Source organism: Limibacter armeniacum (assembly GCF_036880985.1).
Lineage (GTDB): Bacteria > Bacteroidota > Bacteroidia > Cytophagales > Flammeovirgaceae > Limibacter > Limibacter armeniacum.
In genome coordinates this window covers 757,309-775,371 of record NZ_JBAJNO010000009.1, presented here as the reverse complement: position 1 = coordinate 775,371, position 18,063 = coordinate 757,309, and the positions used below count along the sequence as shown (strand labels likewise).

Sequence of the window (18,063 nt, the reverse complement as noted above, 5' to 3'; positions counted from 1 at the left end):
TGAAATACAGAGAAGCACTCCAACATAATTTGGAGTGCTTTTTTAATTAAAAAATGATATGCTCAAGACTACCGATAAGTTGATCAAGTATCTTTCACAGGATGGTGAGAAAAATACTCAAGTAGTTGCTACTTATGTGAATGCAATTTTGATGTGTGGATCAAAAGAGGATGCAGAAGCCCTTCTGGATTATTTTGTCTCATCCAAATATGAGTTTTACAGCGAGTATTTGATTGGTGTTTTTGAAAAGTGGGGAGATGAATCTTTTGCCCCGAAAATATTTGACACACACCTGAAAAACATATCTTTTGAGGATAGTGAATTACCTGAGTTGGAGCTGATGGAGTTGCTTGGGAAATTGAAATTTGAGCCTATCAAGCCTTATTTAGTGCATTTTGCATTAAATAATGTAGGAGATCATTATACCAAAAGAAGTGCAGCATTAGGTTTGTTGAATTTTGATTGTTTTGAAATTGAAGAATTAATCCTTGCAAAAATTAAGGAAACCTATCAAAAGAATCTGTTTCCTGAGTTTACACCAGCTTTGGTTTGTAAGTTAAAGGATCAAGTTGAAGTGCTTGAAAATTTGTATGAGTCAGGAAGTGAGTATTGTTCTACTGATTGTAATGCAGGAATTATTTTAGGTTTTTCATTATGTGGCAAAAAAGGGGAGGGATATTTTAAGGAAGTGCTTTTTGATCGTAATTGGGAAGCAGATGCAGGGGCAACAGGTACGGTTCACTCTACTTATAAGGGGACTATTAATTTGAACATCTCACTTATTGCTCTTTTGACTGAAATAATAAATGAACCAGAACCTAACAGACAAAAGCAAGGAGTCTCTGTGTTGCTGTCACTGTTGGAGTTAAGAATCAATGATTATTCAGGTAAAAGTATTGATACGGTAGAAGACCTGTATAATGCAATGTTTACTTGGCAGGAGGATAGTGACGAGAACCTGATTAATATAGCCAGAACATATGAATTGGAAGATGAAGCCTATAAGTTGGAAAGGTTATTTGAAATGAAAATGATGGAGGATGTACTAATGACTGAACTAAGAGGTTAAAGTCCGGTATTTAAAAAGCTTCATTGAAGGAGAAGTAAAGGGCATTGGACTTGACTCCCAAGCCAAAGTCAATACGAAGGTTCATTCTTGGTTGGACCTCGAGTCTGTAACCTACTCCAATATTGGGGAGCCATTTACCTCTTAAGTTGTAAAACTCCTGACCAACGGCTCCAAGTCCAGTCCACGCTGCAAAACCGGACCGACTTTCGAGTTTTCCTTGTTTGTTGGGCGTTTTTCGCTGAAACATATGTCTGTATTCGAGTAAGCCAAAAAGCATTGATTCATCTCTGTATCGCCCCCAATAATACCCTCTTAAGTCAAATGGAGAGCCTAGCTGCGCAAGCTCTGTCCAAGGGGCTTTACTGAAGGTAGTCTTTGCTTTTACCTGCCAAGCCAATACCCTTCTGAGTGGACTGACTTTCTTGTATTGTCGATAGTCAATTTCTAGTACCTGAAAATGATTTTCACCTCCTAGTAATCCTCCATAGATAATAAAACTGACATCCAGTAGCATACCTTTATAGGCGTTGACTGCCAAATCCCGGCTGTCAAACTGGAAAACACCTCCAATGCCTGAGTTTCTTATTTCAGTGCCATCCCTTAGGATAAAAGGGTCATCTTCCATTAAAGGGTTGAGATCAGAAGCCTCTGTTTTATTTAGGTCAACTGCAACCCCAACAAAGTAATTGGTTTTGTATTGGTATATGATTTTGTCATAAAAGCGCCACCATAACCTGTGATAGCCTGTTGTGTTACGGTCTTGCTCCCTGTTTCTGCCGTTGCTGTACCCAACACCCCAATAGTTGTCAGGCATGTCCTTTATCCAGAATTCTCCTACTTGTCTTACTTTATCACCTTTACTGTAGAGGTTAGCCCTCACACTTAACTGGAAAGATCCATTACTACTGATTCCAACTGAAAATGGGATGGAAGAACGAGTGAGTAAAGGGTTTTTCTTGTCGTTGGTAAAGGTGAAAAGGCCACCCGCAGAAAATAGGAACTTCATCTCAGGGGTGTAGGAAGGTGCAATGAAAGGAGTGAATTTCGACTTTCCCATTTCAATCTCTGCAATACGAAGGGAGTCAATATTTTTCCAAACAGATTTTTCAGGAGGTTGCTTGACTTTCTGAGAGAGACAGATAATCGGTAAGTACAAGCATAGCAGTGAAAAAATGAACCTGTAAGCTAAGTGATTCATAGGCAATTGGAGGTGTACCTAATTGGGGACTTAGAAAATAATAGCTGGTTGAAAGTTGATATTTTATTGGAAACAGAGTGAGGCTGCCCCTATAATACCTGCCTTGTTGGCAAGTGTTGCTAGTTTGATGTCAAGGTGGTCTGTGTAATAAGGTGTTAGGTATTGGTGAATGGTTTTGTTCATGGATTCTTCAAGGTGATCATAAGCTTCAGCTACACCGCCACCAATCAGGATGGTTTTGATATCCAATATTCTGACACATGACACGATTAACTCACCAAGGTACTTACCATACATCTGATAAACTTCAAGTGCTAATGGGTCTCCTTCTTCCGCTGCTGCTGCAATGACTTTTGAACTTAAGTCATCATCATCCACTATTACACTTTTGTAGCCACTTTTGAGTTTTTCACGGACGAAGCCAATCATGCCTTTTTTTCCAATATTTTCCTCAATGGTTTTTCCATTACTGGCCACGATATGTCCGATTTCCATTCCGTTGCCATCACCCCCCTTAAAGATTTTCTTATTGATGATTGCACCGCCACCAACACCAGTTCCTAAAGTGATAAACATAAAAGTCGGAGGAAGTTTCGCTTTTCCGAAGTAGAATTCACCAAGGGCAGCGGCATTTGCATCATTTTCTAGGTGAAAATTAACCTTAGGGATTTTCTTTTCCAGTTCTCGTAGTAGTTTAGCGCCTCTTAGAGTTGGGATATTAGGGACTTCCAACACTGTTGAGCGGTCTTCAGAGATGGTGCCGGGTAGACCAATACCAACTTCTCTAATATCATTGGAAGACTTATCCAGTCTTTTTTTAACCAATGCGACGAAGTTTTCGACAAATGCACCATTAAGGCCTACTTCAGCGGAGGGGTACTTTTTCTTTTTCAGAATCTCTCCATCAGAGGTTACTTCCCCAAACTTGACATTGGTGCCACCCACGTCAATGCCCATGAAATATTTCATAATCTTTCAGTTTATTGGATTAATTTTATATTGGAAAGTGCTTTTATCGAAACCATATTCATTCATATGGCTTGCTGTCAATGGCATAAGCTATAAAATATCACAGAATAAAGGAATGATTTATGTGTTTCATTATTATAAATGAAAGATGTTCAATTCTCACCTTAATTGGATTAATTTATTCTCACAAGGTATGGGTGTACGTCACTTAGCTTTTACTAAAATATAAAGAGAGGCATTGGAATCATTTTACGATATATTAGGTGTCAGTATTGATGCAGATGAGCAGCAGATAAAATTGGCTTACAGAGCTAAGGCAAAGCAGTACCATCCGGATAGGAATAAAGGGCATCAGGCTGAAGAACGCTTTAAGCAGATCAATGAGGCTTACCGTGTATTGTCGAATAAAAACCTTCGAAGTTATTATGATGCAGGTTTTGCCTCGCTTGTGCAGCAATATACCCAACAGCCTAGCCCTACCCCTGAGCATAAAGGTCGTTATCAGCCAGGAGACTATTCCCATTTGTTTGCAGAGGAGCGAAGGAAACAGAAGGAGGCAGACCGTTTTACTCCCAAAAAGATTGTGCTGTTTATCGCAGGGTATGGGTTGCTGGCAGCTGTTTTATTATTTTTTGGAGGTGTGATGGATAGTTTCACTGCACAAAAGCACTATGAAGAAGCATCTTTGATCATTAAGGGTGGAGATTATATGAAGGGCTATACTTTACTTAAGCAAGCTCTAGAGAAAGATGAAGAACATGCGGATGCCAACTGGCTAATAGGGCAAGTGATTATGGAAAAATTGCATAGACCTGATCGGGCTTTGGTCTATTTCAGAAGGGCAAGGGCATTCGCCGATGATGACAATGATTCTTTGAGGTATATCTTAGGTTATGCGCAAGCAGCCGAGGCCTCATCAAACTTTAATGAAGCGGTTACTGCTTATCAGCAATACTTGGATATAGGAAATACGAATGATGGTGAAATCCTGTCAAGTATGGCGAAAATCAACGTTTATGAACTTGGTAAGGGAAGTGAGGCAGAAGTGATTTACAGGAAACTAATTGACATGGATAGCCTTTCGGCTGAAGTATATACAGGGTTGGGCGTTGCCTTGCAACAACAGGCTAAATATGAAGACTCTTACCAATACTTGATACAGGCAGCTGCATTACAGCAAGTTTACCCTATTAATGATTACTATTTAGGGATGCATATGTTGAGGTATGAACATGATACCTTGAGAGCTTGTAATTATTGGTTCAGGGCAGCTCAGTCAGGTTTTAAGAAGGCAGAAGATACAATTTCAACATATTGCCAGTAATACAAATAAAGGCACTATCAGGTAAGTTTAATCCCCGATAGTGCCTTTTATTATGGTTGATAGTTCTATGCTTATCTTAAGAATAGCATTTCTCTGAATTTCAGCATTGGCCAAATCTCATCGTCTACCATTGTCTCAAGCTTGTCACAGTGCCATCTAAGCTCGTCAAAGAACTTAGTCTTGATGTCCTCATCATAAGCAACTGCTTTTTCACGAGAATCCTCAATAGCATTGATACGTTTGCGTTCTTGCGTCATTTCGTGTGACAGGCGCTTGATCTCACTTATGTGCTTAGAGATTGCTCTAATAGTAGTAACCACTTCCTGTGTCTCATCGTCGAGACCAATTTCTTTCAGGCCTTTTACATTTTGAATCAGGTGGTTTTGGTACATAATTGCCGTAGGAACGATGTGGTTCTTGGCAATGTCAGCCATTATGCGAGACTCTATCTGCAATGTAAGGACGTAGTTTTCAAGCATCACCTCATGGCGGGCATGAAGTTCAGACTCAGTCATGATGTCCATTTTCTTGTAAAGCGTCACGGCTTTTTTGGAAACCATGGCATCCAAAGCTTTAGGCGTTGACTTTACGTTTGGCAAGCCACGTTTCTTAGCTTCTTTTACCCATTCTTCGCTGTAACCATTTCCTTCGAACAGGATGTTTTTTGAAGAAGAAATATACTCTCTCAATACATTGATGATCGCAACTTCTTTCTTGACATCTTTTTCGATTTGTTTGTCAACCGCAATCTTGAATTCTTCAAGCTGTCTAGCAACAATAGTATTCAGGACAGTCATCGGTGCAGCGTTGTTTGAAGAAGAACCTACTGCTCTGAACTCAAACTTGTTACCAGTGAATGCAAATGGAGATGTTCTGTTTCTGTCTGTATTGTCCAGTAAGATTGGAGGAATCTTGTCAATGCCAAGTTTCATGTAAACATTATCTCCTTTGTCAACTTTTACATCACCATTGTGTTCCAGTTCGTTAAGGATGGCTGTCAGTTGAGAACCAATAAAGGCAGAGATAATTGCAGGAGGAGCTTCGTTAGCGCCAAGTCTATGGTCGTTGCCTGCCGATGCGATACTTGCTCTTAGCAGGTCAGAGTAATCATGTACAGCTTTCAGTGTGTTGACAAAGAACGTAAGGAATTGAAGGTTTTCCTTAGCTTTAGTGCTAGGTGAAAGCAGGTTTTTTCCTGTATTTGTAGAAAGTGACCAGTTGTTGTGCTTACCCGAACCGTTCAATTCCGCAAATGGCTTTTCGTGGAACAGTACAGTGAAGTTGTGGAACTGAGCTACTTTTTCCATCACGTCCATCAATAGGGCGTTGTGGTCATTGGCTACATTTACTTCCTCAAACACTGGTGCTACCTCAAACTGGCTAGGAGCAACCTCGTTATGGCGAGTAGTGATAGGAATACCCAATTTGTAAGCTTCAATTTCAAGGTCTTGCAGGTAACGCTGAACCCTTAAAGGAATAGAACCAAAGTAATGGTCATCAAGTTGCTGTCCTTTAGGTGGTTTTCTGCCAAATAAAGCTCTACCACTTAGCATAAGGTCAGGACGGGCTTGTGCCATCGCTTTGTCAACAAGGAAAAACTCTTGCTCACAGCCAAGTGTTGCAATTACTTTCGTTACGTTCTTATCAAAGTATTGGCATACCTCAGTGGCTGCACGGTCTACTCTCTCAAGTGCTTTCAGGAGAGGAGCCTTGTTGTCAAGTGCTTCGCCAGTGTATGAAACGAATATGGTCGGAACACAAAGGGTCTTGCTTTTACCACTTTCAATCAGAAAAGCAGGTGAAGTAGGGTCCCAAGCGGTATATCCTCTGGCTTCAAATGTTTGTCTTAACCCTCCACTAGGGAATGAAGATGCGTCTGGCTCTTGTCTTACAAGCGCACTGCCTTTGAACTTCTCCATTGGGGTACCATCAGCTGCTAACTCAAAAAAGGCATCGTGCTTTTCAGCTGTTGAGCCTGTTAGTGGCTGGAACCAGTGCGTGTAATGAGTTGCCCCCTTGCTGATAGCCCATGTTTTCATGGCTGAGGCTACAGCATCTGCTACATATTCATTGATTTTCTCACCTTTTTCTATGGCGTTTGTGAGACTGTCTAGAACATCAGATGAAAGCATCTGCTTCATCATGCGAGTGTCAAAAGTGTTGACTCCGAAGTATTCGGATACTTTTGACGAAGGAGGGGTTACATCATGTGGCTTGCGTTGTGAAACCAATTCAAGTGCTTTGAATCTTTGTGTTGCCATACTGGAATTGTTAGAATATAAAATTATAGCTCTATCTATGAAGTCAAAGTTAAAATGAATAGTGATATTTTGCCATTTATGGGTTGAAACATGCCCCTATTTTCAGGATTAACTGAGAAATATCATCTTATTGGGATTTAACATATGGTAAAGAGAAGAAAAGCGGCGGTTTTTGATAGGGAAGTGAGCGTGTATATCAACTTTATAAATTAAAACCCTATGATATACTGCTTTAGGTAAGGTTTTCGTTAAAATTTATTAAGAAAATTCAACTATTTGTAGAAGATATCCAAAATATATTGAATCTTTAAAGAATACAATTTCCTTGATATTCTACTCAATATCTGTAAATAAAAGGCGTTAGTAGGAATGAACCTAAGAGTGCTTTAACAGACTTTTTGAAGAGAAAATTACCTAAATGGTTGGAAAACAATAGGTAAGTTTTAGAGGAGTAGTTGGTGATTAAGATTGAAGACTAACTTTTTCAGTTAAAGTCAGAGCATGAATCTGTTTTTTTGAAGCCTTTATCAATAGCAGGCTAAAAACTTTCAGCATATAACTATTATGAGAATTCGATTCATAATTCTTTTTCTTCTGATGACTTGGCAAGCTTCTGCTCAAACAGCGCAGGAAGGCTTGACTGGTGCGATTTCTGTAGAGAGGGGCGCCAGAATATTCAATCATCCAGAAGGGAAAGTAGACATCCAAATCAGAGCGAATGGAGCAACCCATATGAAAGTGAGTAGAGATGAAAGCTTTCGTGGTGTTGTGTGGGAACCTTTTTCATCAGAAAAAAGAAGCTTTCCATTGGTCGGTAGAGGCGAAGGCGATGGGGTGAAATTTGTCTATGTCATGTTTAAGGATGGAAGAGGAAATGTTTCCTCTGTTATCTCTTATGACATTGAACTGGACAGAACACCACCGCAAAACCCATCCGTTATGATCAATGGAGGTATGCCTTATACTAATAATAAGGGTAGGGTAGTAAGCTTGATGCTTGGTGCTGAAGATGCTTCTTATATGAAAATATCGGGCAGGCCGGACTTTCATGGTGCTGCATGGGCTCCTTATAATGAAACCATCAATAATTATAGGTTGATCGGTATTGAAGGGAAAAAGGAGGTCTTTGTTCAGTATAAAGACGCTGCTGGTAACGTTTCTGAGACGGTGACTGCTTCTATCATATTGGATTTTACGCCACCACTTGAGACAAGTGTTAAGATCAATAATGGAGAAAAGTTTGCCAAGGACAATCAGGTGAAACTTCAACTGCATGCTAAAGGGGCTACCCAAATGCAGATCAGAGGTGGAGAAGGTTGGGTTGCTTACCAAGAAGAAGTTGAATGGTTGTTGCCAAGTTCAGACGGTGAGAAAGTGGTTTTCGCACGTTTTATGGATGAGGCGGGTAACGTTTCTGGTGTTGCTAGAGCAAGTATCTTTATTGATAAAACACCTCCTCAGTTTGGTAAGGTGATTATCAACAAAGGAAAGCGCTATATAGAAAGTAATACAAAGCAGCCTATTCAGCTGTTTGTTCAGGGAGCCACAGAAATGATGGTTTCCAATAATGAAAGCTTCTCGGGAGCGGATTGGCAACCTTACCGTCAGATAGTCCCAACATGGACTTTTACTGAAGGTGATGGTGAGAAAACGGTTTATGTGAAATTTAGGGATCAGGCAGGGAATGAGTCTGAAGTATATTTTGCTTCAGTTAAACTGGACTCAACACCTCCAAGTAGCCCTGGTGTTAAAATCGTATCTGAGAATGCCGTTTATGATGAAGAAAATAAGATTGCTATCCTGAAAGATGAAGGGAAAGTGGTTGACTTGGAGCTTCATGTAGAGGATGCACTTTTCATGATGATCTCAAATGTGAGCTCATTCTACGGTGCAACTTGGCAGCCATATAGACCTAAAGTATCTGACTGGCACCTTGATGAGTCGGACAGTGATGGTAGACGTTCTGTTTATGTGAAGTACATGGACCGTGCCCGTAACGTTTCTGAGACTGTAAGAGATCAGGTGATTGTAGATAATGAGCCGCCAATTGACTGTAAGGTAGTGATTGATAATCAAGCGCCATTTGCAACTGATAAAGAAAAGAATGTTGGCTTGAGCTTGTTTGCCCGTCATGCAGACTTTGTGATGATCAGTAATGACCCTACTTTCAATGGTGCTGAATGGAAACCATACAGTGAGTTTGCCAAGTGGCAACTTGAGGGAGATGATGGACTTAAGACAGTATTTGTCAAGTATAAGGATATAGCAGGAAATGAATCTCAGCCTGTTTCTGACAATATTATGTTGGACAGAGAGCCTCCTCAGAATATCTCAATTCTGATTAACAAAGGTGCTGAAGTGACCAATAACCCTGACAAAGCTGTTCAGGTGAAAGTGACGGCAAAAGATGCGGTCAAAATGAAAATTGGTCATACGCCTGATATGAGTAAATATCCTTGGAGAGGTTACAATCCATATAATATAGGATGGAAACTTGCAGGTGGAGATGGTGTAAGAAGTGTATATGCTTTCTTCCAAGATGAGGCAGGCAATATTTCTAAGGTTGTTGGTGACAGTATTTTGCTTGATACAAAACCACCATATGAAGGAACAATCGCTATCAACGAAAATAGCAAGTTGAGTAATTCCAATAAGGTAATTCTAGAACTTGCAGCAGTGAATGCTAAAGAGATGCAGCTTTCAAGAAGCCATAACTTTACAGAAGCTGAATGGATACCATTCAAACCTACAATGGAGTATATGTTAGGTGGAGGTGATGGAGTTAAAATGATTTTTGTTCGATACAGAGATGCTGTTGGTAACGTTTCCAAACCAGTATATGCAAAAATTGGTGTCGATACATCAGCTCCTGAAGGTGGTTATGTTTACATCAACAAGAGAGATGATAAGTATTGTACTGATGTAGATGGTAAAGTGACGCTGAGAATAACTGCTAGAGGAGCAACCAAAATGATGTTGAGCAACAGCAATTCATTTGAAAATGCTGAATGGCAAAAGTATCAGGATGTTGTTTACGATTACTATCTGGATGCTGAAGAAGATGGCAAGAAGGTAGTTTATTACAAGTTCAGTGATGACGCAGGTAACGAAACTACTCCAGGTCAAACTAGTTCGATTATTCTGGATCGTCAGGAGCCAGTTAGAGAATCTATCGTAATCAATAATGGTGAGGAATTCACAAGTGAGAAATCAGGTGAAGTAGTGCTGACCATTTCGGCAGAAGGAGCAAAAGATATGGTTGTTTCAAACGACCGTTACTTCCGTACAAATGTTAAATGGGAGCCTTATGGTGAAGAGAAAAAGTGGAGAATTGTAGCGTCAAGGGATGGAGCTAAATATGTTTATGTGAAGTTCAGGGATGATGCAGGAAATGAGTCAGCAATTGCTGAAGCGAAAATTATCCTAGATACAACACCTCCAATACCACAGTTTGTGAAAATCAATGATGGGGCAACTGCTGTTGATAACAACCGTGTAACCTTGAGTATTCAAGCAAGAGGCGATGTAGATATGATGCAGGTCTCTAACTCTCCAACATTTGATGATGGAGCATTGTGGCAGCCATACAACCCTGTGCTGAGCTGGGATTTGCCTCCAGGGCCGGGACTTAAGAGAGTGTATGTCCGCTTTAAGGATAAAGCTCAAAATGAATCTGGTTACAAATGGGCTGAAACTACCTTGTATGAGGGGAAATAAGGCAAACCGATAAAAATAAAAAGAGGGTCAATTCTGTATTGAATTGACCCTCTTTTGTTTTATTAATGGTGAGTGGAATTTTATGGCAAAAAAAAGTCCTCAATTACACATGGTAATTGAGGACTTTTAAGTAGTAGCGAGGACGGGAGTTGAACCCGTGACCTCAGGGTTATGAATCCTGCGCTCTAACCAACTGAGCTACCTCGCCAGAGAATGTTCTGTATTGAATAGTAAAAATGAATAGTAGCGAGGACGGGAGTTGAACCCGTGACCTCAGGGTTATGAATCCTGCGCTCTAACCAACTGAGCTACCTCGCCAGAGAGTGTTTCTGTACAGAATAGTGAAAATAAAATAGTAGCGAGGACGGGAGTTGAACCCGTGACCTCAGGGTTATGAATCCTGCGCTCTAACCAACTGAGCTACCTCGCCAGAGAATGATTCTGTACAGAATAGTGAAAATAAAATAGTAGCGAGGACGGGAGTTGAACCCGTGACCTCAGGGTTATGAATCCTGCGCTCTAACCAACTGAGCTACCTCGCCAAATTATGATCACTTATACTATTCAAAAGAACGATTTCGATATCGGTTTGTAGCGAGGACGGGAGTTGAACCCGTGACCTCCGGGTTATGAATCCGACGCTCTAACCAACTGAGCTACCTCGCCAAAGAAGTTTTCTGTTAAAGAAAAAAGCCGATACCGTATGTTGTAGCGAGGACGGGAGTTGAACCCGTGACCTCAGGGTTATGAATCCTGCGCTCTAACCAACTGAGCTACCTCGCCGAATCGGTGTGCAAATATGAGGGGTTATCTGCAAATATGCAAGTTGGAAATAGGGAAAAAACTATGAAAAGTGATAATATTCCTTTGTAGAATTGATGTATTTAATTGAGCTAGAATGAATAATCACGTGTAATTTTTTTTAAAATTCTTTTGAAAAAAAATGAAAAGAGGGGCTTTTCTTTCCATTTAAGGTGGTAGCGGTTTAAGTAAGCAAAGAAAAATATAGGATTATCTAAGGCTTTCGTGCTTGTTATACTTTGTATTAATTCTTGGTATTGTTCGTTTGATCGAAAATTGTAAATTGAACACAGCCTGAAGGAAGAGAACGCGGTGTTGGACGGTATGAATTACTTTATCAAAAATTCTATGGCTAAGTATAAATACACAACAGAATTTGAGGTGAATGCCTCTGTCAATATGTTATATCCATACTTTTCAACAGCTACCGGTTTGAAGGAGTGGTTTGCTGATGATGTGAATATGGAATCAGAAAAGAAATTTGTTTTTGAATGGCAAGGGGAGCTGAAACCTGCAAGAATGGTAATCAAGCGCACCAACCAGCATGTCAAGTTTCAATTTGATCCCGTAAATGAGGCAGACGAACATGATCTGGCGTATGTAGAGTTTAAGATGGATTATAATGAACTTACCCAATCTACCTTTATAAAGGTCATAGATTATTCAGAAATGGATGATGAGATTGAGCTTGATGAGATGTGGGGGCAGTTTTTTGATGATTTGAAGAAACAAGTAGGAGCTTAACCCAATTTGTCGTCATATTTGACTCGAAAGCGCTCAAATAATAGATTTTTTGTGGATTGATCGCAGGAAATCTATGCTATTTTCTGTTATCTATATTAAAAAAACTAGATTTGTAGTATAACCCTGACAAAATTTGTCAGGGTTTTCCAATTTGTTTCATTTGGTATTTATCACATACGCATTTCGTATTGTCTGGATAAAACATGGAATGGCAGATTGGGAAGAGGCGTCTAGCTTCTGGATTTTATTCTAACGACACTTTGAAAATAGCTGAGTATGTCATTTGAGCACACCAGAAAATACTACAAACAAATTGAGTCAGCCATCAGAAATGAAGACAGAGACTTTATAGTAAAGGAGCTGTCTGAGATGCACTATGCCGATATTACAGAGATGCTGTATTATTTGAATACAGAAGACTGTAGGTATATTCTCGATTCGTTAAGTCCTAGGGTTGGTGCAGATGTACTTAGTGAGCTGGAAGAAGATATTCGTGTTGAGTTCCTCAAAAGCTTCTCTTCTAAAGAGCTTCTCCGCTATATTGATTATGTTGATTCCGATGATGCCGTAGATATCCTGAATGAGCAGCCTGTAAAGGTAAGGGAAGAGGTGCTTTCCCATATGCAAGACAAGGAGAAGGCAAACAACATCTTGGAGCTTCTTCATTATGATGAAGATTGTGCTGGTGGTCTGATGGCAAAAGAGCTGATCAAGGCTAATGTCAACTGGACCGTACTGCAGTGTATTGAAGAAATACGTAGGCAGGCAACCAAAGTAGATAAGATTTATACTGTATATGTTGTCGATGATCATGATGTACTGTTAGGACGTGTCTCATTGAAAAGAATCATTCTGGCAAAAGATGAGGCCAAGATCAAAGACATTTATGTACCTGAGATCGCCATGGTCAATACTTTTCAGGCTGAGGAAGAGGTTGCGGAACTGATGCAGAAGTATGACCTTGAAGTCATTCCTGTAGTGAATGTACAAGGTAAGTTACAAGGTCGTATTACCATTGACGATATTGTCGACGTAATCACGGAGCAGGCAGAAATAGATCAGCAGGCAATGGCTGGTATCTCTGAGAGCGTAGAGCCCAATGATAGTGTCATTACCATGTCTCGTGCGAGATTGCCTTGGTTGATTGTAGGAATGTTCGGCGGTTTGTTGGGAGCCAAGTTTATTGGCATCTTTGAAAACGAGTTAACGCTTGTTCCGGCAATGGCCTTCTTTATACCATTGATTACAGCAACTGGCGGTAACGTAGGTATCCAGTCTTCAACCATTGTTGTACAGTCTATGGCTAGTAGTCCATCTGTACAGGAAACAATGGCAGAGCGTTTTTTTAAAGTGCTTTTAGTCGCTATTGTTAACGGATTGGTGATTGCAGGCTTAGTTTTTGTATTTAATTACTTTTTGGGAGATAGCTCATTGGCATTTGTTGTGTCAGCTGCGCTGTTCAGTGTCGTGATGCTCGCTTCTTTTATGGGAACAATTACTCCTATTGTTCTAGATAGGTTTGGAATTAACCCTGCCTTGGCTTCAGGGCCTTTTATTACCACTACAAATGACCTTCTTGGCTTGGCTGTCTATTTTTCTGTTGCAAAGGTGCTTTTGCATATGTAATAGGCTTTCCATGTGTGAGACTGACAAGCCACTTACTTACCGTAGGTAAATGCTTTAATATATTGACGGTATGGTTTGTCAGTTTCTTGGAACCAAATAGCTTTTGTAATTGTCTGCCTGCATTAAGTCTGAAGGCAAAAGCCTGCTGCCATTTTTGTTGGTAAGCATTTTCTAATTGTTCCCTATTTACCTTCTCACCCTTCTTGAAATAAATACCAATCAAGTCAGTCAATATGATGGCAGAGTGGATGGCCATAGCCATGCCGTTGCCACAGAGTGGTGTGATTAAGCCCGCTGAGTCACCAGCCATCATCACATGTTGCTCAATACAGGATTTGGCAGAAAAAGAGATTTCATTGATGACGATGGGTTTTTCGAATAGAAACTCAGATTCCTCAAAGATCTGTCTGATGTGTGGGTTCTCAAAAAGCACTTCTTGTTCCATTTTTTCAATAGAGCCAAACTTTTTTAGGTTTTGTCTGCTTGATAGGTAACACAAATTGGTTTTCCCTTCTTCAACTTTGGAAATGCCACAATACCCATCCTTGAAGTTGTGAAGTGCTATTTGGTTGGTAGGAATGGGGTTTTTGATATGGTATTTGATGCCTATGTATGGGGATTTACTTTGTATAAACGGCCTTTTCATTTGCTTGTCCAGCAGAGAGCGTTTCCCAAATGCACCAATCAGTAATGGAGCCTGAAAAGATTCTCCTTTAGTGGTATTTACTGTGAAAAAACTACCATCAAAATCAAAGTGATGGACTTTTGTGTTTTGAAGAACTGTCGTACCTGCTTGCTTGGACTTTTCAAAAAGGTACTGATCAATTGTAAACCTGCTGATGCCAAATCCTCCCAAACCAAGGGGCATATGAAACTGGTTCCCATTAGGACTTGACACAGTTAGTTCATTGATTTGAGGAAGTTCAATATTGGGCAAAAGCTGATGCATCTCCATAAAGTCCTTGACTTCATTGGAAATGTATTCGCCACAAACTCGATGTAGGGGGTAGGATTGTTTTTCAATCAATAACACGTTGTACCCCCAAAAAGAAAGGCGGAAGCTGCTGATTAATCCCGCAAGCCCTCCGCCTATAATGATGATATCGTACATGTAGATACTAGATTATCTATCCGATCTTTGTCTTTTCTTGTTCTACAGTATCACCCTTGTTTGATTTGAATAGCAGGTAAAGGCCAGCCAGTACTAAAGGAATACTAAGCAGTTGCCCCATTCTCAAGTCAACACCTTCCATGAAACCAGCTTGATGAACTTTGAACATCTCCCATATAATTCTGGAGCCAAAGACCATTATCAGAAATACGCCAAACAATCTGCCATGAGCCAACGATGTGCCGAACTTCTTGTACATCCCCCAAAGGATAGCGAAAGTGGCAAAGTAAGTCAGCGATTCATAAAGCTGTACTGGGTGGCGAGGAGTGTTGTCCCCAAGTCTTTCGAAGATAAAAGCCCAAGGTACATCAGTAGGGATACCTACAATCTCAGAGTTCATCAGGTTACCCAATCGGATAAAGGCACCGCCTAGGGCCACCATAATCACGACTCTATCCACAACCCAAAGGAAATGGTAATTGAACTTTCTGGAGTACATCCACAAACCAATCAGAATACCTATCGCTGCACCGTGACTTGCTAATCCACCTTTCCATACCATTAGGATTTCAACAGGGTGAGCCAAGTAATAGTCAGGGTCATAGAAAAGGCAGTGTCCTAGTCTTGCACCAAGAACAGTGGCGATCAACACATATATTGTCAGGGAATCAACACCTGATTCCGGTTTTCCTTCCTGTTTGTAAATTTTGGTCATCAATGACTGACCAATAAAAAATCCTAGGGCAAAAAGAAGGCCGTACCATCTAACCTCAATTGGTTTGGAAATGATCTCAGGCTTCACTGCCCATTCGATGAATGCTAGAATATCCATATCAAGAAATAATTGGAATTTTTGGAGTTAAATACTCCCTTATAATTTATCAAAATGATTTTCAAAAACGGCAATAAATATGCAATAAAGCAAATATAGGAACAGTACAAAAAATTAGACTAGGATTACAATTAAAATATCGACAGTTCATCAAAAAGTAATAAGCATAAAAAAAACCCTTGACTAAAAGGCAAAGGTTTTCCGGTACTTGTTTTACGTGATGTGACCAAAATCAATAATTCATTTCCATACTTATCAGACTAAGGAAATCATCTGTGTGAAATCCTTTTCCTGATTACAAAGTAGTGGATAATTCACTATGAATGCAAGGGTTTGAGCTAAAAATAATACCTCTTATTCTAAGAAAATTATCATTTTACAATAAGTGAATAAACACTTCTGTAAAATAATATTGTGACTTTGATTTTTAAGTCGATTGATTATTCTGTTTTATAATTCTTCGTAAAGGTCTTTGTCAGTAAGTTGGTAGCAAAGTGTACCATTTTCAGTCACATCAAGTTCAAAAATGCCTTTTTGGTAAAGTTCTTCCAGTCGAACTTTGGCTTCATCAGCACTAATATTGGCTTTGAAGCAGAGTGATGCGGGAGTGACTCGGCCATGTTGTTCTACCGCTATTCGAATCACTTCAGCATCAGGAATGCTGTGTAAAGCCCTTTTGTAGGCATAAAAAGTAGAGTTGACGTCATAAAGAGCACTTTTAACAATATCACTCAATGCATAAACCGTTTCAAAACGGTCATTGTATTCAATGGATAGAATACGTTGGGAGAGCATTGCAGACAGTTTGTATTTGGCGTCTTCACGGCTAAGTCCTGTACTGGACACGAAGTCCTCAATCCCAATTTGTCCGTTGTGCTGCCTGATAATGTCAATGACCTCAGTGTTGGATATTTTCTTTAGAGCATTGGCATACCGTTTACTGGATTGCTCCATCAGAAAGAAGCCAAGACTTCCGGCTACTACAATTGTGAAGACTATAATAATTACCGCCATTGCTTAACATGGTTAGGGTTGGAAAAGCGCGACAAGAGAAATCAGTTCGTGATTCATCAGTATTCAAGGCGTATGGCCAAGAGTACACATATAAATTATTTAATTTTATTACGTTTTTCAACGGAAGATGGGTTTAAATCATAAAGGTTATGATAAATCAAATGGTTCAGATGGTAGGCGATATCAGATAGAAAATTTTTGAATGGAGTAGACATAAAAAAGCGTGTAAGTGAGAACTTACACGCTTCTTCTGTTTGTTGATGAACTACTGATTGATTCCTTCGAACTTCAATCTTGGGTTTGAAGTTACCGTTAGGTCTTCAAATTCTCCTTTCAAATACTTGTAGTGGGCAGTGATGGCAATCATGGCAGCATTGTCCGTACAGTATTCAAATTTCGGAATATACACATTCCATCCTTTCTCTTTTCCCATCTCCTGTAGGGTCTTGCGAAGCCCTGAATTGGCAGAAACACCACCTGCAATAGCAATCTCACTGATCTTGTATTGCTTTGTTGCTTTCTTGAGCTTCTTGAGCAAAATTCGGATCAGGGTATGTTGGATGCTGGCACAAATATCAGGTAAGTTGTTTTTGATAAAGTCAGGGTCTTTTTGTACTTCTTTTCTTAAAAAGTTCAGAAATGCTGTTTTAATGCCACTGAAAGAGAAGTTAAGCCCTGTCGTACTGACATCCGGAAACTCATAAGCCAATGGATTGCCTTCTTGAGCATATTTGTCAATCAAAGGTCCTCCTGGATATGGTAAACCTATAATTTTAGCCGTTTTATCAAATGCTTCGCCTACTGCATCATCCTGTGTTTCTCCAACAACTTCCATGGTCAAGTGGTCATGAACTACAACCAATTGTGTATGTCCTCCACTGACAGTAAGGCATAGGAATGGAAACTTAGGGTGTGGCTCATCAATAAAATGGGCAAGAATGTGTGCTTGCATATGGTTGATGCCAATCAGTGGAATCCCAAGGGACTGTGCCATTGACTTAGCAAATGAGCTACCTACAAGTAAGGCTCCCAAAAGCCCTGGACCTTTTGTAAACGCAATGGCGTCCAGATCCTGCTTTTTGATACCAGCCTGTTTTAGTGCTTGGTCAATAACAGGAACAATATGCTTCTGGTGTGCCCTTGATGCTAATTCGGGCACTACACCGCCATATTGCTCGTGTACTGATTGTGTGGCAACGATATTACTGATGACCTTTCCGCCTTGTACAACGGCTGCTGAGGTTTCATCACAAGAAGACTCTATAGCGAGAATCGTTTGATTCATTTTTAAATATTCTTTTCAGGAAAAAGAAACCTTTAAGTTTGTCTGTCGTTATTGTTGTGCGCTAGCAACACATATCCGCTTGATTTTGAATGTACAAAAGACAAGGTAGATA

The 18,063-nt window shown here is 40.0% G+C and carries 12 protein-coding genes and 6 tRNA genes; 5 read left to right on the top strand and 13 right to left on the bottom strand.

From position 1 onward, the window contains the following. Positions 1-58: 58 nt before the first annotated feature. Positions 59-1,069 (top strand): hypothetical protein, encoded by a 1,011-nt coding sequence (locus V6R21_RS20950; protein WP_334245505.1) that lies wholly within the window; start codon positions 59-61, stop codon positions 1,067-1,069. Positions 1,070-1,079: 10 nt separating this feature from the next. On the opposite strand, the gene V6R21_RS20945 is transcribed toward V6R21_RS20950, so the two are convergent. Together V6R21_RS20945 and V6R21_RS20940 are read right to left on the bottom strand one after the other, a co-directional pair. Beyond that, positions 1,080-2,267 carry a BamA/TamA family outer membrane protein gene (locus tag V6R21_RS20945; protein WP_334245504.1) on the bottom strand — a complete coding sequence of 396 codons (1,188 nt, stop codon included), beginning with the start codon at positions 2,265-2,267 and terminating at the stop codon, positions 1,080-1,082. A gap of 63 nt (positions 2,268-2,330) precedes the next feature. After that, positions 2,331-3,236: an ROK family protein gene (locus tag V6R21_RS20940; RefSeq protein WP_334245503.1), complete on the bottom strand. Its 906-nt coding sequence runs from the start codon at positions 3,234-3,236 to the stop codon at positions 2,331-2,333. Between the two features lie 238 nt (positions 3,237-3,474). Here V6R21_RS20940 and V6R21_RS20935 point away from each other — a divergent pair, with 238 nt between their 5' ends. Beyond that, the gene (locus V6R21_RS20935; RefSeq protein WP_334245502.1) at positions 3,475-4,560 is read left to right on the top strand and encodes a DnaJ domain-containing protein; all 1,086 of its coding nucleotides are present in this window, start codon (positions 3,475-3,477) and stop codon (positions 4,558-4,560) included. Positions 4,561-4,631: 71 nt separating this feature from the next. Here V6R21_RS20935 and V6R21_RS20930 read toward each other — a convergent pair whose 3' ends face one another. Then, complete coding sequence (locus tag V6R21_RS20930) at positions 4,632-6,821, bottom strand: glutamine synthetase III family protein (RefSeq protein ID WP_334245501.1); 2,190 nt, start codon at positions 6,819-6,821, stop codon at positions 4,632-4,634. Between the two features lie 564 nt (positions 6,822-7,385). Here V6R21_RS20930 and V6R21_RS20925 point away from each other — a divergent pair. Beyond that, positions 7,386-10,538: a hypothetical protein gene (locus tag V6R21_RS20925; protein WP_334245500.1), complete on the top strand. Its 3,153-nt coding sequence runs from the start codon at positions 7,386-7,388 to the stop codon at positions 10,536-10,538. 134 nt (positions 10,539-10,672) lie between these two features. Here the strand turns inward: V6R21_RS20925 and V6R21_RS20920 are convergent. The 6 genes from V6R21_RS20920 to V6R21_RS20895 all read right to left on the bottom strand — a co-directional run bounded on the left by V6R21_RS20920 (position 10,673) and on the right by V6R21_RS20895 (position 11,321). After that, a tRNA-Met gene (locus V6R21_RS20920) sits at positions 10,673-10,746 on the bottom strand. 36 nt (positions 10,747-10,782) lie between these two features. Next, positions 10,783-10,856, bottom strand: a tRNA-Met gene (locus tag V6R21_RS20915). A gap of 38 nt (positions 10,857-10,894) precedes the next feature. Then, positions 10,895-10,968, bottom strand: a tRNA-Met gene (locus V6R21_RS20910). Between the two features lie 38 nt (positions 10,969-11,006). Beyond that, a tRNA-Met gene (locus V6R21_RS20905) sits at positions 11,007-11,080 on the bottom strand. 50 nt (positions 11,081-11,130) lie between these two features. Then, a tRNA-Met gene (locus V6R21_RS20900) sits at positions 11,131-11,204 on the bottom strand. A gap of 43 nt (positions 11,205-11,247) precedes the next feature. Beyond that, positions 11,248-11,321, bottom strand: a tRNA-Met gene (locus V6R21_RS20895). 366 nt (positions 11,322-11,687) lie between these two features. On the opposite strand from V6R21_RS20895, the gene V6R21_RS20890 reads away from it, so the two are divergent. Beyond that, positions 11,688-12,083: an START-like domain-containing protein gene (locus V6R21_RS20890; RefSeq protein WP_334245499.1), complete on the top strand. Its 396-nt coding sequence runs from the start codon at positions 11,688-11,690 to the stop codon at positions 12,081-12,083. A gap of 276 nt (positions 12,084-12,359) precedes the next feature. Then, on the top strand, positions 12,360-13,709 hold the full coding sequence (gene mgtE / locus V6R21_RS20885; protein WP_334245498.1) for a magnesium transporter: 1,350 nt from the start codon (positions 12,360-12,362) through the stop codon (positions 13,707-13,709). Here the strand turns inward: mgtE and V6R21_RS20880 are convergent. From V6R21_RS20880 to tsaD, 4 genes are all read right to left on the bottom strand, one after another. Beyond that, positions 13,645-14,820 carry an NAD(P)/FAD-dependent oxidoreductase gene (locus tag V6R21_RS20880; protein ID WP_334245497.1) on the bottom strand — a complete coding sequence of 392 codons (1,176 nt, stop codon included), beginning with the start codon at positions 14,818-14,820 and terminating at the stop codon, positions 13,645-13,647. The genes mgtE and V6R21_RS20880 overlap by 65 nt on opposite strands. A 16-nt stretch (positions 14,821-14,836) precedes the next feature. Continuing rightward, entirely contained in the window at positions 14,837-15,652 is an 816-nt protein-coding gene (gene lgt / locus V6R21_RS20875; protein WP_334245496.1) for a prolipoprotein diacylglyceryl transferase, read from the bottom strand. Positions 15,653-16,102: 450 nt separating this feature from the next. Then, positions 16,103-16,666 carry a hypothetical protein gene (locus V6R21_RS20870; protein WP_334245495.1) on the bottom strand — a complete coding sequence of 188 codons (564 nt, stop codon included), beginning with the start codon at positions 16,664-16,666 and terminating at the stop codon, positions 16,103-16,105. 265 nt (positions 16,667-16,931) lie between these two features. Next, positions 16,932-17,951 (bottom strand): tRNA (adenosine(37)-N6)-threonylcarbamoyltransferase complex transferase subunit TsaD, encoded by a 1,020-nt coding sequence (gene tsaD / locus V6R21_RS20865; protein WP_334245494.1) that lies wholly within the window; start codon positions 17,949-17,951, stop codon positions 16,932-16,934. Between the last annotated feature and the right edge of the window lie 112 nt (positions 17,952-18,063).

Bases quoted from the DNA above. Each gene is read 5' to 3' on its own strand.
- V6R21_RS20930 (WP_334245501.1), bottom strand. From the start codon at position 6,821: ATGGCAACACAAAGATTCAAAGCACTTGAATTGGTTTCACAACGCAAG.
- V6R21_RS20950 (WP_334245505.1), top strand. From the start codon at position 59: ATGCTCAAGACTACCGATAAGTTGATCAAGTATCTTTCACAGGATGGT.
- lgt (WP_334245496.1), bottom strand. From the start codon at position 15,652: ATGGATATTCTAGCATTCATCGAATGGGCAGTGAAGCCTGAGATCATT.
- tsaD (WP_334245494.1), bottom strand. From the start codon at position 17,951: ATGAATCAAACGATTCTCGCTATAGAGTCTTCTTGTGATGAAACCTCA.
- V6R21_RS20880 (WP_334245497.1), bottom strand. From the start codon at position 14,820: ATGTACGATATCATCATTATAGGCGGAGGGCTTGCGGGATTAATCAGC.
- V6R21_RS20890 (WP_334245499.1), top strand. From the start codon at position 11,688: ATGGCTAAGTATAAATACACAACAGAATTTGAGGTGAATGCCTCTGTC.
- mgtE (WP_334245498.1), top strand. From the start codon at position 12,360: ATGTCATTTGAGCACACCAGAAAATACTACAAACAAATTGAGTCAGCC.
- V6R21_RS20870 (WP_334245495.1), bottom strand. From the start codon at position 16,666: ATGGCGGTAATTATTATAGTCTTCACAATTGTAGTAGCCGGAAGTCTT.
- V6R21_RS20945 (WP_334245504.1), bottom strand. From the start codon at position 2,267: ATGAATCACTTAGCTTACAGGTTCATTTTTTCACTGCTATGCTTGTAC.
- V6R21_RS20940 (WP_334245503.1), bottom strand. From the start codon at position 3,236: ATGAAATATTTCATGGGCATTGACGTGGGTGGCACCAATGTCAAGTTT.
- V6R21_RS20925 (WP_334245500.1), top strand. From the start codon at position 7,386: ATGAGAATTCGATTCATAATTCTTTTTCTTCTGATGACTTGGCAAGCT.